The organism is Maribacter polysiphoniae (assembly GCF_003148665.1).
Classification (GTDB): Bacteria; Bacteroidota; Bacteroidia; order Flavobacteriales; family Flavobacteriaceae; genus Maribacter_A; species Maribacter_A polysiphoniae.
In genome coordinates this window covers 129,133-148,539 of sequence record NZ_QGGQ01000007.1, presented here as the reverse complement: position 1 = coordinate 148,539, position 19,407 = coordinate 129,133, and the positions used below count along the sequence as shown (strand labels likewise).

14 protein-coding genes are annotated in these 19,407 nt (G+C 40.1%); all 14 read right to left on the bottom strand.

The window, feature by feature from the left end; all coding sequences use genetic code 11:
• Window positions 1–30: 30 nt before the first annotated feature.
• Window positions 31–1,509: a DUF4832 domain-containing protein gene (locus LX92_RS14930; protein ID WP_109652241.1), complete on the bottom strand. Its 1,479-nt coding sequence runs from the start codon at window positions 1,507–1,509 to the stop codon at window positions 31–33.
• Between the two features lie 187 nt (window positions 1,510–1,696).
• On the bottom strand, window positions 1,697–2,650 hold the full coding sequence (locus LX92_RS14925) for a sugar phosphate isomerase/epimerase family protein (RefSeq protein ID WP_170117861.1): 954 nt from the start codon (window positions 2,648–2,650) through the stop codon (window positions 1,697–1,699).
• Window positions 2,651–2,733: 83 nt separating this feature from the next.
• Window positions 2,734–4,008, bottom strand: coding sequence for a M14 family zinc carboxypeptidase (locus LX92_RS14920; protein ID WP_109652235.1), 1,275 nt, complete (start codon window positions 4,006–4,008; stop codon window positions 2,734–2,736).
• Window positions 4,009–4,026: 18 nt separating this feature from the next.
• A complete protein-coding gene (locus LX92_RS14915; protein WP_170117860.1) occupies window positions 4,027–5,094 on the bottom strand; it encodes an amidohydrolase family protein in 1,068 nt (355 codons plus the stop codon).
• A 69-nt stretch (window positions 5,095–5,163) separates the two neighbouring features.
• Window positions 5,164–6,198 (bottom strand): carbon-nitrogen hydrolase family protein, encoded by a 1,035-nt coding sequence (locus tag LX92_RS14910; RefSeq protein WP_109652230.1) that lies wholly within the window; start codon window positions 6,196–6,198, stop codon window positions 5,164–5,166.
• A gap of 59 nt (window positions 6,199–6,257) precedes the next feature.
• The gene (locus tag LX92_RS14905) at window positions 6,258–7,925 is read right to left on the bottom strand and encodes a right-handed parallel beta-helix repeat-containing protein (RefSeq protein ID WP_109652227.1); all 1,668 of its coding nucleotides are present in this window, start codon (window positions 7,923–7,925) and stop codon (window positions 6,258–6,260) included.
• A 113-nt stretch (window positions 7,926–8,038) separates the two neighbouring features.
• Window positions 8,039–9,166 (bottom strand): M20 family metallopeptidase, encoded by a 1,128-nt coding sequence (locus LX92_RS14900; RefSeq protein ID WP_109652223.1) that lies wholly within the window; start codon window positions 9,164–9,166, stop codon window positions 8,039–8,041.
• A gap of 214 nt (window positions 9,167–9,380) precedes the next feature.
• Window positions 9,381–11,123 (bottom strand): FAD-dependent oxidoreductase, encoded by a 1,743-nt coding sequence (locus LX92_RS14895; RefSeq protein ID WP_109652434.1) that lies wholly within the window; start codon window positions 11,121–11,123, stop codon window positions 9,381–9,383.
• A gap of 109 nt (window positions 11,124–11,232) precedes the next feature.
• Complete coding sequence (locus tag LX92_RS14890; RefSeq protein ID WP_109652220.1) at window positions 11,233–12,645, bottom strand: Gfo/Idh/MocA family protein; 1,413 nt, start codon at window positions 12,643–12,645, stop codon at window positions 11,233–11,235.
• 42 nt (window positions 12,646–12,687) lie between these two features.
• Entirely contained in the window at window positions 12,688–14,319 is a 1,632-nt protein-coding gene (locus LX92_RS14885; RefSeq protein WP_170117859.1) for a PQQ-dependent sugar dehydrogenase, read from the bottom strand.
• A gap of 350 nt (window positions 14,320–14,669) precedes the next feature.
• Window positions 14,670–15,533 (bottom strand): GNAT family N-acetyltransferase, encoded by an 864-nt coding sequence (locus LX92_RS14880; protein ID WP_170117858.1) that lies wholly within the window; start codon window positions 15,531–15,533, stop codon window positions 14,670–14,672.
• Between the two features lie 9 nt (window positions 15,534–15,542).
• Entirely contained in the window at window positions 15,543–16,610 is a 1,068-nt protein-coding gene (locus tag LX92_RS14875) for a dihydrodipicolinate synthase family protein (protein WP_109652211.1), read from the bottom strand.
• A gap of 91 nt (window positions 16,611–16,701) precedes the next feature.
• A complete protein-coding gene (locus tag LX92_RS14870) occupies window positions 16,702–17,742 on the bottom strand; it encodes an NAD-dependent epimerase/dehydratase family protein (RefSeq protein WP_109652208.1) in 1,041 nt (346 codons plus the stop codon).
• Window positions 17,743–17,783: 41 nt separating this feature from the next.
• On the bottom strand, window positions 17,784–19,004 hold the full coding sequence (locus tag LX92_RS14865) for an Nramp family divalent metal transporter (protein WP_109652205.1): 1,221 nt from the start codon (window positions 19,002–19,004) through the stop codon (window positions 17,784–17,786).
• Window positions 19,005–19,407 lie beyond the last annotated feature (403 nt).

Below are 19,407 nucleotides of genomic sequence, written 5' to 3'. Positions count from 1 at the left end.
TTATTTGTTCTTTACAATTGTATGCATGGTTCAAAAAGAAAGATTTTGAATCACAAAACAATCGTTGTGTTTTATATTGGTTGTTAATCCAATTTCAACCGGATTCCCTGAATCTTCATCAAAAAGCTGAATGGCTACCTGGTAATTTCCCTTAGGTTCTTTGGGTAGGGTAACCTTATATTTTTCGGTTGTTCGCTGATTCGGCATCCAGTCTTTATTTCCTGAATCCTGAATTACAAATTCGATCGTTTCATCTGAATTATCCTCAGGAATTAATTTTCCCTTTAGTTGATATCCGGAATATGCAGGAGCAACACCTTTGTTCAACCAAGTGATTTCAAATGATAATTCACCATCGACATAATCTGTGGTATGCATCGATTGGGGGAAATACCAATACCCACTACGATTGAGTAATTCCACTGTCAATTCCGGATTATCAGCCAACCATTCACCCAAATAACCATGAAACCCAATGTAGGTAGGGTGTATTAATTCCATTGCATTTCTGAATATCTCAGCACCACTTACCTGTACTCCTGGAATAATTGTTGAACCATTTTGACCCATCCAGTGTCCATCCTTTTTTACCTGGGCATAATGTTGCAACTCAAAAATAGTTGGTCGGGTTTTATAAACCGCTTCGAAAAAATGGGGTTGACTTACCGTCCATGTGTCCAGGTTATCCTCTACATCCACCATTGGACTATCATCACGAAAAGTAAAACCTTTTTCTTCGGCAAAATTCAGCAATTCTTCCATCTCCTCTTCCGACTTGCCAGATCTGAGCAAATCGTCTGAAACAACCAATAAAGCGTTTTTGTAATGTTTCAAATATAAATTCAAGTGTGTTTTAATCTCTTCGTTGGTAGCGGGAATCCGCGTGGAAAAATAGGTATGACCTTCACCCCACTCACCAATACTTCCTACATCGATGTATCGGACCCAGGGTTTTCCATCATATTTTTGGGCAAAGGCCTCATGAAAATTATTAAGTTTCTCAATAAATACAGGATCGTCCCAGTCGGGTGTCCAGGAGGCTGATCCATACTCAGGACGATCAATACCGGATGCCCCTGCTTGTTTCACCCAGTATGGTGTCGCATACCTTATACCATCTACTTCGGCAGGAACACTTCCGGGAGCCCCTCCTGTTTCCTTACAGGTGATACGGAATGAAATTTTATACCCCATGGGCACATATTTCTCCACTATCCCATCAATATACGACCAGTTGTATTTTCCTTCCTCGGGCTCAAGAAAAGCCCATGCCAGGCGAAGATATAGATGATCCATTCCCACAAAACTGGTTAGATCTTTTTCATCCTGGATAAGGTATCTTTCAATTCCATTATCGAGCATGTGATGATACCACCCTTTATCCGGAGTAACAAGTGGGCGTAGGGTGTCCCATTTACTTCCAAGATCTGTTTTTTGTGGACTAAAATCCTCCTTCGGCGAACAAGAGAAAATGAGTGCAATAAATATTAAAGAAACTAATCTCTTCATAGATTTAATACTTTAAAACTGGATTTACATCCAGCCCTAAAACAAGGTTTATGCAATTATTGATCATTCAGTTAACACCATTTTAAATATCAAATATGCCTTGGATATCCTTTTATTATAGTTCCCATTTAAGCGAACGTAACGGTTCCCTCCGTGCTATTTCATTTCTTCGATAATATCCTTCCCATCAGCTTTTTAATAGCTTATTATTGAAATAATGAAGGTCATCTGTCAATTTTCTATAGATATCTTTTGGTGACATGGTTGGGTTGGTTCGCCCAAACTCCGCACCCCCTAAATCATATTCACAATGTATGGTAATAGGCTTGGTTGTCAATAGACGCTGGGCATCATCGGCATACTTTTTAAAATCAACCATTCCTTCCCCTAATGGAACCCATTCCGGCTCCCATCTTTTTTCCCCTTTCTTCCATAAAAAATCTTTTATGGCCAGACTATTTATCCAAGGTTCTATTATTTTCAAGGCAATTTCCCATGAGTAGCCACCTTCTACCATTGAATGTGCAATATCATATTGCACTCCAACATATTCCGGATCAAAATCCTTTAAGATATAATGTAGGTCCCAAACAGCACCACCTACCATACCCCAGGGGCCTGAATGGTTTTGATACCCTACCTTAATATTATATTTCCGGTTTAATTTCTCGAGCTTTTCAAGCCTCCGTTTACAGTTGTCAAGGTTCTGGAAAACCGATAACTTATCATCGAATTTATAGTACCCCATACGATAGTAAGTGATACCGGAATCAGCTGCCGTTCCAAGAATATCTTCCGTTAATCGATCGTTCGCATCATTTATTCCCGTAACGATCATGGGGGCATCAACACCTGCCTTTTGTAAAGCTTTTACGGCCTTAGGTAAATCCCTTTTTACATTTTCGGGCAATACATGCCCATTATTTCTCACTGTTAAGTCAGCCCCACTGAATCCCAATTTCGCCAATGTTTCCCCTAACTCTTCGTAATTGAGGAATTGAAGGCATTTCGAAAACACATTTACATTTACATTGTTACCAATGGGTGATGGAATAAGTTGTGCTGCCAATGTTGGGACAATCCCTACCCCAGCCGCCGTAGCTGAAGTTACTTTTATAAATTTTCTTCTCGTAAAACTCATTTTAATCATTTTAGGCTGACAAGATTGTCCGGCTAAATCCAGGCTACCCTATATCAACTATTGTTAAATAATAAAGCCTGATCTTATTTTGTTTCTTTAAAATAAAGATCAAAGACATTACATAATTCACCACCTAGGAGAATCCAATCATCCGATAAAGGTTTTTTATTCAAGCCTTTGATCCAATGGGCATTCAATTCATATACCAATGCATCTATATCATACCTTGCCATTAACCCTTCTTCAAATGATGTTGTCCCAAAAAAGGAAGTATGTTCACTGAACCACGTATGCTCACGAAGTAAACCTTCCAAAACATCCATGTTTTCCACATACCCTTTCTTTTCTTTCCCTGCAGTCGAAAAGAAAAGCGGTCCGTTGGAGTCATTATGGAAATCGATGGCAAGATCAGGTTTCATCCCTTTTTCTATCATTGCCTCCAACCATTTTTCCATTGCGGCATTTTCGGGAGCCAAAATGGAATCGGCGGGTGCTGTCAGGTTCCGGTTCAGATCCATACCGTTCAGATTAAACCGCGAAATCCCCCTGGCCACACCATCCATATTTGCCATAGGTAATATGTAGACCGTATAATTTTCTAAATACTTTTTCGATTCCCTTGAATTGTCAAGCAATTTCTTAATGATTCCTTCAACGACCCAGTTGCCGCCTGGTTCCCAGGCATGAACCCTGGCCCTTATAAAAATCCGATGTGGTGCCTTATCCCCACCGACCTGGATGATCTGAAGCTTTCTTCCTTCTACAGTATTGCCGATAGGGGTGATTTTCACCAACTCATTTTCCTCAATGTTCGAAACCAGATTTTGAAGATCGCTCACCCGGTAAGGGTCTACCCTTGCTATATAAAGGGAATCGGATTCCATGTGTATTTTGACTTTCATTCGCTCACCTTCTATCCATTCCACAGGTACGTGTTCCCATTTCCTGTCATCGGGAGAAGTGATGCAATCCATTATCCAAGTATTGAAAGGCATTTTCTCCCCATTATAGATTTCACTGAAATTGTGAAAGACCAGGGTTAAATCGGTTCCCTTCTTCGCTTCAAGCAAAAAATGCCAATGATCATAGGCCCGGTTCAACGAGTTCCGCTCATAGTCGTAGTTCAAATGGATATTTACGGTACTGTCATTGGCCAATTCCCAGTTCAGGCTTGACCCGTTCTCGATCGTGGTTTTGATATAGGTTAACCCTGATTTTTCTTTTTCTTTTTTTATCCCTTTTTCAACACTGCTTGAATGTTTACAAGAAAAGGCGAAAAACAGAATCACCATAGGAATAAGAGTCAGGATTCTTGACTTTGGAATCGATAAATAGAACTTTTTAATTTTTTTAATCATCTTTATAAGTATTGTGTTTTATTCAAATATTCCTGGAAACCAATGGAATACGTTTTTATAATAAATCTTCCCAAGCACTGTTTCATCGAGTGCCAAACCTTTGAATTTGTCATCATTACGTGAGTTACCCATTACATTGTCTGTAGAGAAATAGTCCCAATCTGAATGCCATTCTTCTTTAATTTCTGTAATAACATCCTGATAATTATCGTCGTTGGTAATGGTGAAATCGGTCGCATACATTAATCTATCCTGATATTTCAGTATAAAATCGCGTACTTTTTTCGAATCCTGAATTTGCAAATGGCAAACACGTGCTGCCATATCAACCGCAAAATTGGGGTATTTATCAAGTCGTTTAGCCAACTCATCCACACTCCATTCCAAACTTCCGAGATGGGCACCAATAAATTTTAAGTTCGGGTTTTTCGCAAGTCTCCTATCCCTAGCGGCAATTTGTTCATCGTACGATGGATATTCAGGGTGTTTGTACATATGGTATTGGGGGTTAGTTGAATAGTATGCTCTATCTCCTTTCACCGTCATCGAATCGATGGGAAGCCAGCAATTCTTAGGTTCACCAAGATGCCCAACAACAATTTTACCTTGCTTTTCGATATACTCAAATATGGGGTCGAAACGCTGATCATCGATCATGATGAAATTACCGAGACTATCGCGAAAAGTCATTCCTATGTCCTTGTATACTTTTATCCCTATAGCGCCTTGATCAAAATCTTCCCCCAATCTTTTAATTACCCCTTCCAACCAACCTGGTTGGTCAAATCCTTCCATTGAGAAAGTAGTGGTATAGGCAAAATCCTTGGGAAAATGTGTTTTTTGGGCTTGGGCAGGGTGCAATTGCCCATCAATAAATTCCTGGTTATCGGCTCCGGTGCATAGGGTAATGAATTTAAAATTCTCCTTTTTAGCGAATTCAATTACTGCTGGATCGGCTGTTTCAATATGAACGTGTGCATCAATCTTTGGAAAATCCTCAAAACGAGGTGCTTTTTTACCACATGAGTAAGAACAAACCATCCATGTAAGCAATAGGAATTGTGTGATTTTCAAATTTCGTATCATAATAATGTTATTCATTTTTGATTTACCTATTTGGTCTAAAAACATTATTTATTAGGCTTTTTATGATTGTTATCCCTTTCTTAATTTCCTTTGCATATCGGTAGCGCTCTGAATATGGTCTTTATGTGTTTTAAGATCGAACTCCTCAAGAATGTCGGCGATTTTCACTTCGGGAGAAAGGCTTTCGATAATGGACCACTCTTCTTCGCTGAAGTTGGTGATTTTCACCTTTCTTCCATATTTTGCATGAATGTCCTTGAATTTCCTGACATAAGGCCAAGTATGCAGAAACGCTTTCTCAAGATTCAAGGGGGCTATTGCCCAATACTTATCCCAAAATCCGGTTTTCGCGATTTCTTCCCCGGTTACATCACATATTTTAGCCGTACCGTTGAGTGTGCTTGAAACCACACAATATTTGTTCTGCCAAGCCCTGGTATTAATAGCCTTTCCTCCTGAATATGCGGATGGGAAAAATACAATCTCAGCACCCTTTTCCTTCAATTGCTCCCACCCATCATTCCACTCCAGGTCGAAACATATTTGAACTCCAATTATCCCAAAATCTGTTTTAAATACTGGGGGTTCAAGTGGACCGGGGGTAATCCCTTTTCCCATCTCTCCTTCGGTGGTATGTGTTTTCCGGTATTCGCCCAATACCTTCCCTTCCCTATCGATAACCACGGCAGCATTGTAATACCTGCCATTTTCAACTGTATAAAGCGGACATATGATATACGTTTTATGCTTTCTGGCAAACTCGGCAAACCTACTTGTGATTTTTCCCAATGGTTGCTCAGCAACTTCCGCTATGGATATCTTTTCCGAAATATGGAAAAATGGGAAAATTTCAGGAAGACAAATTACATCGGGTTTATAATTTACAATATCCGCCATATGACCCAAGACCTCCTCAACCATATCCTGATAATTGGCTGCGTCAATCTTTGTCAATGTCAGTGTAGCGATCCAGACTTCCCTTGGCAACTTTGAAGCCAACGGTTCCCCGCTCACATTGGAGGCTGAAAATACTGATGAAGGAGTTAATGCAATCCCTGCCCCTAAACCAAGTGTAGAGTTCCTGATAAAATTACGTCGTTCCATATTGTTTATTTTAGAAGTTGTTTAAATTAGAAAAGCACGTTTGCCCAATGCCAGGAGGGTTAATAACTTTCTACGGCCCCTATATCCGGTGCATTTCCTTTATAGATCAAACTTACGGGAGCTTTATCCTTCCATTGTATCTTTTTATTGAGAATCAAATACCCAGTATCATAATCAATACTTAGTACTTGAGCTTCCTCGGTTCCGACCCGGATCATATCCCCTTCAACAATATTGAATCCATCTGAAAAGAAATAAGGATCCCCTACTTTTAAAACATTATTCTGATCTGCACCAATTGCATACGTCAGAAATGCTCCCGCATCTACACAGGGACTATCTTTTGTTAACCCATATTCACTTCGTTCAAGTTTTTTTACGTTAGGTTGCTTGGCTATGAATTGCGGATTTCCCTGAATATTGTTCCTGTTATAGTCTGGATAAGCCTGTTCAAAGGCATCCAGGGTATAGCCCATATTTTTTTTCTTCATCCAAACTACAACTTCATTCTTATCACTCTGTGGGGTGACATTATTGTTGTAGAACCGGGTTTCCGAAGGATTTGCAGATGAGCTATAAGCAATTTGAACACTTGGTACATCCCTTTGGGTATGGGCATCCTTGAATATCCTATTGGCATAGAATATGTTGTTCATAAAGATATTGTCATATTGCTCAGAATAGGGGTTGTGCGACATTACTACTCCCGGACCACTACCATAGCGGCCTCTTTCCCCGTTGGAATACACCGTATTATTATACGTTCGGTTCGAAAAATTGAATACGGCCTCTGGAGAGTCGCCATCACCTCCAACTCTGCCATATCCACAAAAATCCATGCCCCCGTCACATCCGGCAAATATATTATTTCGCATAATACACTTTACACCAGCAAATTGTGTACCCCAGCTTGCTGGGGCTGTTTTACCTTTATAAAGCCCATCCCTTTGAGAATTCGGTCCAAATAAGTTGTTTTCAATAAGGATGTGTTCACTCTTTCGGTAGGGATCGGACCATTCCCTATCACGGGTTGCGAATATCTCCAACAGCTTTTGGATAGGATTGATCAATATATTGTTTCGAATGGCCGAGTTATGGACCCCCATAAAAACCAGACAGGTATGGGAAGCCGTATGAAAGGTATTACCTTCAACCAAATGAAAGCTACCTCCTTGAATAGAAAGAAGGTCGGTCCCGTTTTTCACTATATTATTCCTGAAAACAAAATAGTCCCCCATCGTTTTCAACTGACAGGATTCAAACAATGTACTATTTTCAAAATAACAATTTTCAACGGTAATATGTGAAGAAGATTTAATGGACATGAATTGTGGACAATCAAGGAATTTCAACCCTTTTATAATAATATAGTCCTTCTGATCGATCCATAAGGCAGGGGCGAGTGAATCTCCTGTAAATTGAACCACTTCGTCACCGAAATTTTCAAATGTAATGTACTTGTTTTCCTCGCCTGAGTTTTGGGGACTAAACTGTTTGTTGAATACACCTCCCCTAATCAATACTTGGGTTCCTGCAGTGGCAACTTTTGCTGCCGATTCCAATGTTTTATAGGCATCGCCATCAAAACCACTGCAATCGCGGTTCGAAATGGAATAATTACCCGTACAATCAGTCTTTAGTTGTTGGTCGACATAAATCACCTGTGCATTGGAGTGAAAGCTATTTAAAAGTAAAAAAAACAGTAGTAGAACATATGGCTTCTTCATAGGTTGAATGATAATTGATTTAAATAATTAGTACTTATTTTATATAAACTCTTGTCCTAGTATTGATAGGACATACCTCGTAAATGTTAAACCGAAAAAGGCAATCAGGTTTTTCATTGAACAAAGTCTTTCTTTTTTAAAAGTATATTGGTGTAAATTTCCACTGACTTTTCCAGCTTGTCCACATAACAAAACTCATCCGTTTGATGTGCCATTTCTGGTTGTCCAGGACCCAAAATAACCGTTGGAATACCCCCATAAGCGCCTTGCAGCACAGATCCGTCCGTGAGATAGGGCAATGCCCTTGGATAATCGGGAGCGTTCTTTGGAATACCACAAGCGTCATATACCCTTTGTACAAACGGGTCTTTTTCTTCCGTGGAAACGGCAATCAGATTCGTTAAGGTTTCAATAGACACTTCCTCTCCCAACTCCTTTTGAAGTTTGGCCAATAACTTATCGTGGTCCACTTTCGTTGTTGTGCGGGCGTCAATGGTAAATTCAGCATGATCGGGCACCGAATTGAGGTTTTGCCCCCCTGAAACCTTTCCCACATTCACTGTAGGGAAGCCGAGCAGGGGATCCTCTTCAACTCCAAAATCAAATTTTTCAACCTTTGAAATTGCACGAGCTGCTTTATAGATGGCATTATCCCCTAAATGTGGCATGGAGGAATGGGCGGTGACCCCAGAAAATGACAGATTGAGATAGAGTCCTCCTTTATGACCAATTGCTGGAATATTGGCAGTTGGTTCACCAACCACAATACCACAGGCTTCTCCCAGCCTTGGATACGTTTTTATTAAATCCTTGGCACCTTGGCATCCCAATTCCTCCCCTGCTGTAAGTACCAACCGCACCCCTCCGTCTATGGAACCCAGGGAAAAAGCGTTTATGGCCGCTACAACCATAGCAGCAACGCCCCCTTTCATATCAGTGGACCCCCGACCGTAGATTTTTCCGTTCTTTACCTCCCCCCCGAAGGGATCAACTGACCATTCCCCCACACCTAGGGGAACCGTATCAAAATGACCGGTAAAAACAATTGGGGGGTTATTTTCTGAATACCCTTTGCCCGCAATAACATGAATCCGATTACTTTCAAAAGGAACGTATTCAACATCAAACCCGTTTTCCTCCAGTAAATTTCCAATAAATTTGGCGGCAGCATACTCGTTCCCAGGAGGATTTATGGTATCCATGGCAATAAGTCTTTTTGTAAGATTCATTACATCAATCATAAATGGGTTTCTTTTAACTTATTACTATTCAACATAGGTCGTAATCAAACATTTTACATCTTCCACATTCAAAATAACGCTAACCATCGACTACTGCAGAAGGTTCCGTTACACTCATCCATCCTGCCAAAACCAGGAAAGGTTTCAATCATTGGTTTTCTTTTTTGCTTCCCTTTATTTCGTGATTGTCATTGTTGTACTATAACATGTTTATTTAACGTAACCTTTGACCATCTTTCAATAATGCCTCCCTTAATTCAGGGTAAGGTACCTCTTGAACATCCGTATTGGCATCTATGGCAAGCGCCGCTGCCGTAGCTGCTGACTGCCCCAAGACCATAAATACCGGTTCCATGCGTATAGACCCAAAGGCAATGTGCGTGGCACTAACACAGACAGGGACAATAAGATTGGTACATTCCTCTTTTTTAGGAACCAAAGACCTATAGCTTATGGGGTAGGGTTTAAAGCCATGGGCCTCCACATTGCCCTCGTTCTGTACATATCCATTGGCGTCCACATAACGCTGTACATTATGTGAATCCATACCATAAGCGGCCAAACCAATAGGATCCTCGGCCACTACCAATGCCTCACAATTTTTCTGGGTCATTACATAAGTACTGACCATTCTTCTGGCTTCCCGAATATAGAGTTGTTGCTGCCAACCGTCCTGTCTTTCAAATTCATCTTTGGAAGTTCCCCATTTTGAAGCTTCCTCGCGAACCTCCTTAGGTATCCTTGGATGATTGGCTAGGGTCCACATCAAACCCATTTGGTAATTCCTGTGGTCCTCAATGATCTTTTCACGTTCGGCATATGTAGCCTCAGGATAGTCGTAATTCTTGCCAATATAATCTGTAGAAAAGCCATATTTATTATTTGAATCCGTTTTGCGATTAGGCATACTGGAATATATTATTGGTAGTATATAACCACCATAATTATACATGTCACGTACCGACCCTTTGCGGGCTTCATAATTTCTAAATAAAAGTTCATAATCCAGTTCATCATAATTAGCAGGTTTCTTAAATGGAATACGATTTTCTGGGTGATCTGTAAGGCACATTCTAAAACAATAGGCCTGTATTTTTTTATCCCCTTCCCCTTCTAGTCCCGGTTTTCCATTTACATTCGGTAAAAAACCACTCGTCGGATTTCCCTTTTCCACGTAGGGGTCAACCCCAGGAATAAGATTATGGTTATATGCATTTATTGAAACCATTCCGGTCAAAGTCCTGTTTATACTATTGGCCTGTACCCCATTCAAGGTTTCCCCATATTCGTCGTTACCCTCACGACCAATGGCATATGAAACTCCGGCTGAAGCCATTAGGTCTCCCTCATAAGTAGCGTCCAGATAAACCTTCCCTATAAAAGTTTTACCACTTTCCATGGTAATCGACTCAATTCTGCCATTTACCTTTTTAACTCCGGAATCCCTGTTCAATCTTTCGTTATAGACCATTTCAATCTTCTCCTTATCCATCAAGGCCTTATACACCGAAAGGGCCGCGGAAGGCTCAAATGTCCACATAGAGGCTTCCCCTTCCTTTGTTTGGGTTTGTCCACTATCCATATAATCGGACTTCTTCTCCCATTTCCAATTCTTTGGGTCATCATAGTATTTTTTGATGTTTTCATAGAATTCCCTGGAAATACCACCAATGGCCTGCTTGTTCCCTATATCGGTCTGACCCAAGCCTCCAGTGGTCAGTCCCCCGATTCGGTTAGTGGGCTCTATGAGTACAACGGACTTGCCCAATCTACTGCTTTGCAGGGCTGCAGCAACCCCAGCGGAAGTCCCACCGTATATAACAACATCAAATTCAGCGGCATCCGTTGTTTTATTTGTTTGTCCTTGTAATGAAAAACAAAATAGAAATACAAGAAACAGGTAGGGAAGGTTCTTTGCTCTTGAAAATTTCCTTATGTTCAATTTTTTATCACCCATACTTTTACGTTTTATCATTCATTTTTCAGCTTATTGCCACCCCATTCAACTATCCATAATATTTGATCAGAAGGAGTCCTTCAGGTAATCAAACCGGATTAATACTCTATTAGCTTATGATTTCCAAAGGCTTGGTTGTTTTCCAGTTTCCTCTTGTAAAATCAGGAAATTCTTGTGGAGCACCGTTTTGGGCCACAGAAACTTGACTTAAGGCTCCAACCGCACTCCAATAGCAACCTTCATATACGTTTTGATCTAAGGGCTCGCCTTTTCTTAAACACTCAATAATTCGGTATCTCATTATAAAGTCCATTCCACCATGACCTCCCATTTTATTGGCCAATTCGCCTAAGCGTAGGTATAACGGATGTTCATATTTTTCAAAAATCCTTTGTAGTTGTTCCCCTTCTGCGTATTCATGATGGCTATCGGGTCCTCCTTCAACACCACCTTCCAAGGCAATCCTGGTTGGGAATCCTGTCAAGGTTCCCTTAGTTCCTTGAATCAGATTATGTCTGGTATAAGGTCTAGGACTCGTTTCATCCCATTGCACCATAATGGTTCTACCCAAATATGTTTTAACGATTGAGGTATTTATATCCCCTCCCTTAAAATCCAACTTATTCCATTTATGATCAGGCGGATAATTCTTAGCGGCATATAGATTTCGGCCTTTTGCCGGGGAAGAAAAGGAGTTTATGAATTTAAAGTTATCCTCTCCCCTTGCCAAATTCATATATTGAGCGACGGGTCCCAAACCATGGGTTGGATACAGATTGCCATCACGTTTGGCATATTGGTAGGTACGCCACGAACCTGTACCACGTTCTATGTCATCCATTTGTCCCCTTAACTCATGGATATAGGCTGCTTCACCATGCAACAACTCCCCAATGACACCCTGTCTACACATATTTAAATAGAGTAGTTCTTCCCTATTATAATTACAGTTTTCCATCATCATACAATGCTTCTGGGTCTTCTCGGAAGTATCGACTATCTCCCACATTTCCTCAAGGGTTAGGGCAAGAGGCACTTCCACAAAAACATGGGCCCCACTTTTCATAGCTTCGATGGCCATGGGTGCATGTAATTCCCAAGGGGTACAAATGAAAACCGCATCCGGTTTCTCCTTTTTCAACATTTTTTTCCAATCGTTTTCCCCATTGGTGTATAGCGTGATATCCTTATGGCGGGTTCCTCCTCCGTTCTCTTTACATACTTTCCCGGATTTTTCGGCCAAGTCTTCATATAAGTCACTAATCGCCACCACCTCTGTATCTTCAATAGTCGAAATTTGTTCCACATGTCCCGAACCACGTGAACCAACCCCTATAAACGCACATTTCACCGTATCCAATTTCGGAGCGGAAAAACCGCCCATATAAATAGCCCCGGGCTTGGATGCCGGAATATTATTTAGACCATTGTCCGTTATGGAATTTGACCATACAGGTGCCATCGCCAACCCCATTCCTGCAATTGATGTTTTTTTGATAAAATTTCTCCTATTCGACTTCATAATCCGTATTTATTTTATTATTCCCCGCTATACGGGCAATCATTAGTTTTGAAGCATCGACTTATAGTTGGCTACCTCTTCTTCAGTAACACCTGAACTATTATTCCCGAAAGAAGCCCTTACATACGTAAGCACATCGGCCAATTCTTTATCTGTCAAGAATTTAAAGCTGGGCATGTCCATATTATATGATATGCCTTTAACCTCTAAAGGACCCGACACTCCATTAATAACCGACCTTATCAATCTATCCTTATCGGCCACACCTTCCGTTTTGGTTAATGGTGGAAAAAAACCTTCTGCACCAGAACCATCTGCCTTATGGCAGGAAGCGCAATAATTCTCATAAATGAACATACCATCGTTATGCACAGTTCCATTCTTATAGACCATGGTATCTTTATCGAGAGGTGTTTGCTTTTCCTTCATCTCTTCCAGCCTATTTCCCAAATCTTTCCCTGCCTGATGAATCCTAATAATCTTATCATCATTCCTCATTGGTAATTTTGTATCACTATAAAATCCTGGATTGGCACGTGGATGCCAGTCTTTATTACTTGTACACAGATAAACATCACCATTAGGTGCTGAAATCACATCCCGTATCCTTCCAAACTGTCTATTAAAAGCAATAGTCTCACCTTCTACACTCGTTCCGTCAACAGAAAGTTTTAAAACCCTTAGACTTGTTCCCTTTAGTGAACCTACCAAAATACTATTGGTCCATTCAGGAATTGTTTTTGAACCATAATATGCTATACCCGATGGGGCAATGGTTGGCGTCCATGCCTTTATAGGCTCAACAATTATAGAATCTTTACAAAATGAATTTTCATAAGGCTCGTTGCAGTACCCTGTTACATCGGGCCATCCATAGTTTCCGCCTGCTTCAATGACATTCATTTCATCATCATTGGCTTCACCATGCTCCGAACTATACAATATACCATTGGCCAATACCAAACCTTGGGGGTTTCTATGTCCCCAAGACCAAACAGGACTATCTTTAATTGGATTATCATTTGGAATGGTCCCATCAAGATTCAGCCTTAAAACCTTCCCTGTCATTTCACTACTATTCTGTGCCAATTCTTTCCTTCCCGCATCACCAAGGCTTATGAAAATCTTGTTTTCTTTAGAAATTACGATCCTACTCCCGTTGTGATAGGTAGTTCCTGGAATGTCTTCCAATATTGTTTTTGGGCTTACCAACCCCCCATTGTCATAATTATATTTAACCAACTTAGAACGTATCCCATCGTTCTTTGAATAGGTGTAGTGTAAAAAAACATAAGGATGGAGTTTCATATTCGGATGAATGGCAAACCCCAGTAGACCATAGGATTTTTTCACCAAGACATCCTCCAATCGTAAAAGTGTTTTTATCTTTCCCGTATCCGTATTCAATTGATTGACCGTTCCTTTTATTTCGGTAAACCACAAAATATTTTCCTCAAAATTGTCCCAACAAAGGTCCCATGGATAATCCAAATTTGAAGCGACAACAGAAACTGCCAATTGCGAGGTTTCCAACGTTTTTTTGAATAAATACTCCTGATAGGATGTATCCTCCCCTACTATTTTTATGCGTTCCGAACAAGAAACATTCAATAACATCAGGAATAAGACATAAGTACCTAGTCCTACTTTAATTATATTATGTTTTAAATTCATACTTATTTTCATAAATGACCTACTTCTACCATCATCCGGGAAAACCCTTATACGTAAGTACCTAAAAACACAAAATGGTACACGTTTAGATAGTCTTTTTTTAAATTATTCATAATGTTACATGAACAGCATCAATTATAATTCGAATTTATTCCCAAATTGACAGAAGATTCTTTAGATAAATCGCATATACGTTGCTGATTATTAATATTTGGACTTATCCTGATAATCTACTCTAAACAAAAACCTATTGACGCTTCATCGATAGTTTGTCCACCTTTAATTTCATTCATGGAAACCTCCTTATTATTTTATGATTTAAATTCATCCTATTTCTCATTTTAAACAAACTACCCCAATTCCGGACCTGCAATTAAAAATTGCTTACTTACCGATCCCGCGAATGAATTATCTTTTAAATACATCCTTACAAATGACCGTTGACAGGTAAAACCAAGAGCGGTTAATCGCTGTTTGAATGGTATCTGATCGTTAAGAACATCGATTACCACGGACTTACCTACCTGTTCTTTAAGAACAATTTCAATAAGGTTTATGGCATCATCAGTCGTTTCGGCCATAAGCGGACCTATCTGAAAGAAATTAAGTCCAGGGCGTCCAAGAACGTACCCTACCATATGCTCATCCCTTACAATATACCAAGCCTTATTTCTTTTCTTAAGGGCATTGATCAATTCCATTCTATTAGCTCCAAAAATCTTCAGGTCAAGCCTTGACAACTCTTCCTTATCCGCCTGCGATAAGGGCTTGACAGTATCTTTGTTTGTATTGTCCAACTTTCCATTGAACGCAGGTACCACCATTCGATCGATTTTCAATTCCTCTAGGAAACCCAATTTGCGATAGACCGGAATTCCCGCTGCTGTAGCATCCAATTTTATGGATGTACAACCTTCTAATTTTTCAATAATGGTATGCAATAGATTCTTACTGATCCCCAAGCCCCGAAAGTCCTTGGAAACCAACATCATTCCTATCCAAGCCACTTGATCCTTATAATTCATGGCGGTTACCGTACCTATAATAGTGTCTTTGTAAGTGGCCACAAGACATAATTCAGGATTAAGGTCTAGAAGCATTCGCCAATCTTCCTCTGTTTGATTCCAATTTTCCGCAAGCACTAATTGCATTGCTCCGGAGATATCAGCCTCAACCATCGGTCTGAAAACAATATTTTTCAGCTTACTATTCATATTCATCCACTATTTGAGCCAGCCCTCTACATTTTCCGCTATAAAATGATCATCATTCAATTCAGGGTATGCTTTATAAACCCTATCGATTTCTGCCTTTTGTCCTGGGGTTAAACAATCCTTTTCATTCAAGGTCCATGTCCCCTTTAAAAGACCTTGTCTTCTTAAAACTTCATGAAGCCCCACGATACAACCTGAAAAATTATTGGCGGCATCGAAGAAAGCAGCATTACTATCGGTAATCTTAGCGGCCATGGTCAGAAGTTTCGCTGAATCATTGGCATATGTCCCACTTTTAATATCCTCTAAGAGCGTTACTGCCGCCTTTGCCCATACAGACCAATGACCTAATAACCCTCCCACGATTCTCTTTTTTATGAGTTGACCATTTGACTGAATCTGGAATTCAGTCATCAAATCAACCAATATATTATCATCATTACCCGTATAAAGGGCTATTTGATCGGCACGGCCAGATTCAACAACGGCCCGGACTACATCGAAGGTTTGATACCTGTTAAAAGGTGCCATTTTTATGGCTACCACATTCTCGATCTGGGCAAACTCCAACCAGAAATCAAAATCCAAATATCGACCACCTACAGCGGTCTGCATATAAAAGCCTATTATTGGCATTACCTTGGACACCTCCCTACAGTGGTCCAATAATTCTTTATTAGAGGCTTCCGGCAATGCGGCTAGACTTAGTAAAACAGCCTGATATCCAAGGTCGGCCGCCATTTGTGCTTCTTTTAGGGCTTGGTTCGTATTACCGATGACACCTGCAATTCGAAGAATGGTCCTATCCGATTTTGAAGTATAAGAATCCATTTCCTCCTTCGCCAGCTCCAATACAGGCTTAAAAAGATTTACATCGGGCTTTCTAATCTCGAATTGGGTTGTGTGCACCCCAACGGCTAAACCACCCACTCCAGCATCCAGATAATATCTAGATAAAGCCCTTTGCCTTTTCTCATCCAACTTTCTGTGTTCATTTAAGGCCAAAGGATGAGCCGGGATCACCGTACCCTCATGAAGTAGTTGCTTTTCTTTTGTGGTTAATATATTATTATTCATTTGTATTAGCTCTAGTTAATTACCGCTATTTCGGACTTACTCGAAGTAACCCTTACTATTTTTTGTTATGCGAAGCTTCTTCTTTATGGAATCAATACTTCCCATCTTTTACTTCAAAATGGGTTGGTTTCCCATGAACCCGATGTTCTGAATCCACCCAATCGGCTACCCACTTGATCATGCTATCAACGGAAACCTCTGGGTCACCCATTTCTTTCTCCATTTGCGTGGCATTAGAAAGGAGGGCTTCTCTATCCTCTTTTCCTGTTATCACCACTTCCTTACCCATGAGTTTTCCGAATTTGATAGCTACATTTTTTACTGAAATTGTTTCCAACCCTGTAATATTCAATATTTTGGCAGGGCTTTCACACATCAATAGTGATTGTAATATGAAGGCATTGGCATCCCCTTGCCAAATGACGTTGGCATAACCCATCGTAACATCAACCGGCTCATTATTTTTAACTTTTAGGGCTATATCCACTAAAACACCATACCGCATTTCAACGGCATAATTAAGTCTGATCAATGATATTGGTGTTTTGTTTTCTAAACTTCCATATTGAAATAAGCGCTCCCTACCCAAACATGATTGGGCATATTCACCAACAGGAAGTGCTGGGTCTGTTTCTACGGAACCTCCTGAATCAATATCGACCAACGGATAAACACAACCTGTGGAAAGGGCTACGATACGTGATTTTTTATACTGCTCAACAACCAAGCCTGGTATAAAGGAATTCATAACCCATGTGTAGGATTCATTGCCTTGCGTACCAAATTTTGTACCCGCTAAGTAAATTACATTTTCAACGTCTGGTAGGCTTTTTATAAAATCCTGATCGACAAGGTCGCCAGCTATCGTTTCTATACCCAGTGATTCCAAATAGTCCTTATTTATCTCTTGGCTAAATCTGGAAACCCCGATTATCCTTTTCTTTACCCCTGCCAAATCGCAGGCTCTTTTAGCCATATGGGCCATTGAAATACCCATTTTCCCGGAAACACCTAAAAAGATTATATCTCCTTTGAGTCCTTCCATCAGCTTCACAACTTCCGGAGTTGGTCTTGATATGGCCTCTTCCAGCTCCTCTTCATTATTAAATATTTCAGGATATGTCTTTTTCATTGTTCTTAATTATTAATTATACGCTTACGTTGCAATACCATCTAAACCGTTAAATACCCAATTAGTTTTCCATACATAAAATAGACCAAAACGCTAATAAGGATAAACCCGACCAAGGCCATAATATTCTGTAGGATACTATTCTTATACTTGCCCATTATGGACTTGTTATTGAGAACCAGGAACAAGCCAATGGCAATAAGTGGCACACCCAAGATCGACGATGCCTGGGCCATTATCAAGGCGTATATTACATTCCCCCTGAAAAATACGGCAATCACCATTCCGGCGAGCAATATCACAGCCGTAAAGACCTTGGGCATTTTCTCGTTCATTGAACTGCCCATGCCCATACTATCGGCCAACAAACCACCGCCAGTAACCGAATTGACGAGTAGGGATGAAAATGCAGCTGCTATAAACCCAAACCCAAAGATGTATTTGGCAAAACTTCCCAGCAACCTTTCCAATTGAATTGCCATATCAGCTGCGGAGTTTACCGATATTCCTTTTGGTTTAAGGGTCGCGGCGGCCGTAATTACTACCAATGTAGAAATTAAGGCAAGTAAGAATATCCCAATTTTGGTATCCCTTATACTTCTCGACATATCGGCCAACTTCCATCCTTTGCCCTGTACAAGATAGGATTGGAAAAATGCATTGTGTAACACAAAGGTCGTACCCACTAGGGCCGCTATTTCATTAAAATCCTTTCCTGAAACCGCCTTTGGTATAAAACCCAACGCAGCAGCTTCTAGATCTGGTCTTATAAAAACAAGGTTTATTATAAATGCAAGAATCAAAACGACGACCATGATCATCATTAATCGTTCTAGTGCCTTGTAGAGGTTCTTTGTAAAAAAAACCAATACAATCGCCAAGGGTGTAAATATTAATGGCCAAATAGTTTCGTCAATCCCTGTTAATGTTTTCATGCCCATACCGACGCCAAGGTTGTTGCCAAATTGAAAACTTAGGGCTGCCATAAATGAACATACACCTATAGCGATGGAGAACCACTTTCCATATTTTTCGGAAATCATCTTTAATAATGATTTCTCGTGCAAAACACCATAACGAACACTCATTGTCGTATAGACACTCATAGAGATAGCACCTATAAGTATTACCCATAACAAAGAATAACCATGTGTCGCACCTATCTTGGAGGAAACTGTAATGCTGCCAGGTCCTAAAACCACTGCCGCTATAATAAAACCAGGGCCTAAAGCCTTGAAGAAATTCTTTATTTTAAGATTCATTTAATTAATTTATAAGAAAATCCAGGAGCACCCCCGTATTTCATTAATGACAGGTTACCCCCTGTATTTACAGGGTAAAAGTGATTCTTGATATTTCGATATAATGAATTGAAAAAAATAATCGACATCGCATAAAAGACCCATAATCCATATTCCTAGGAATAAACCCTAGCTGAAAAATCGGATATATGCCAACCCACCGGTTGATGAAATCTTTTTTGGTTTACTATTTAAATCGCTCATTAACAGATATTTACATTGTCATAAACCGTAGACTTCCCTAATCCATCAAAAAGTGATACCTGAGGAAATACAACTACGTTGGTTTCCTGGAAAATTCCCTCTTTGTTCTTCTGTAAGTGTAAAAACCCAACTATTGGTTTAGAATGTAGTTGTTATGAAA

Coding starts and splice junctions, on each gene's coding strand:
- LX92_RS14925 (WP_170117861.1), bottom strand. CDS start 2,650: ATGAGTTTTACGAGAAGAAAATTTATAAAAGTAACTTCAGCTACGGCG.
- LX92_RS14890 (WP_109652220.1), bottom strand. CDS start 12,645: ATGAAGTCGAATAGGAGAAATTTTATCAAAAAAACATCAATTGCAGGA.
- LX92_RS14895 (WP_109652434.1), bottom strand. CDS start 11,123: ATGGGTGATAAAAAATTGAACATAAGGAAATTTTCAAGAGCAAAGAAC.
- LX92_RS14885 (WP_170117859.1), bottom strand. CDS start 14,319: ATGAATTTAAAACATAATATAATTAAAGTAGGACTAGGTACTTATGTC.
- LX92_RS14905 (WP_109652227.1), bottom strand. CDS start 7,925: ATGAAGAAGCCATATGTTCTACTACTGTTTTTTTTACTTTTAAATAGC.
- LX92_RS14870 (WP_109652208.1), bottom strand. CDS start 17,742: ATGAAAAAGACATATCCTGAAATATTTAATAATGAAGAGGAGCTGGAA.
- LX92_RS14900 (WP_109652223.1), bottom strand. CDS start 9,166: ATGATTGATGTAATGAATCTTACAAAAAGACTTATTGCCATGGATACC.
- LX92_RS14920 (WP_109652235.1), bottom strand. CDS start 4,008: ATGATTAAAAAAATTAAAAAGTTCTATTTATCGATTCCAAAGTCAAGA.
- LX92_RS14910 (WP_109652230.1), bottom strand. CDS start 6,198: ATGGAACGACGTAATTTTATCAGGAACTCTACACTTGGTTTAGGGGCA.
- LX92_RS14865 (WP_109652205.1), bottom strand. CDS start 19,004: ATGAATCTTAAAATAAAGAATTTCTTCAAGGCTTTAGGCCCTGGTTTT.
- LX92_RS14880 (WP_170117858.1), bottom strand. CDS start 15,533: ATGAATAGTAAGCTGAAAAATATTGTTTTCAGACCGATGGTTGAGGCT.
- LX92_RS14930 (WP_109652241.1), bottom strand. CDS start 1,509: ATGAAGAGATTAGTTTCTTTAATATTTATTGCACTCATTTTCTCTTGT.
- LX92_RS14915 (WP_170117860.1), bottom strand. CDS start 5,094: ATGATACGAAATTTGAAAATCACACAATTCCTATTGCTTACATGGATG.
- LX92_RS14875 (WP_109652211.1), bottom strand. CDS start 16,610: ATGAATAATAATATATTAACCACAAAAGAAAAGCAACTACTTCATGAG.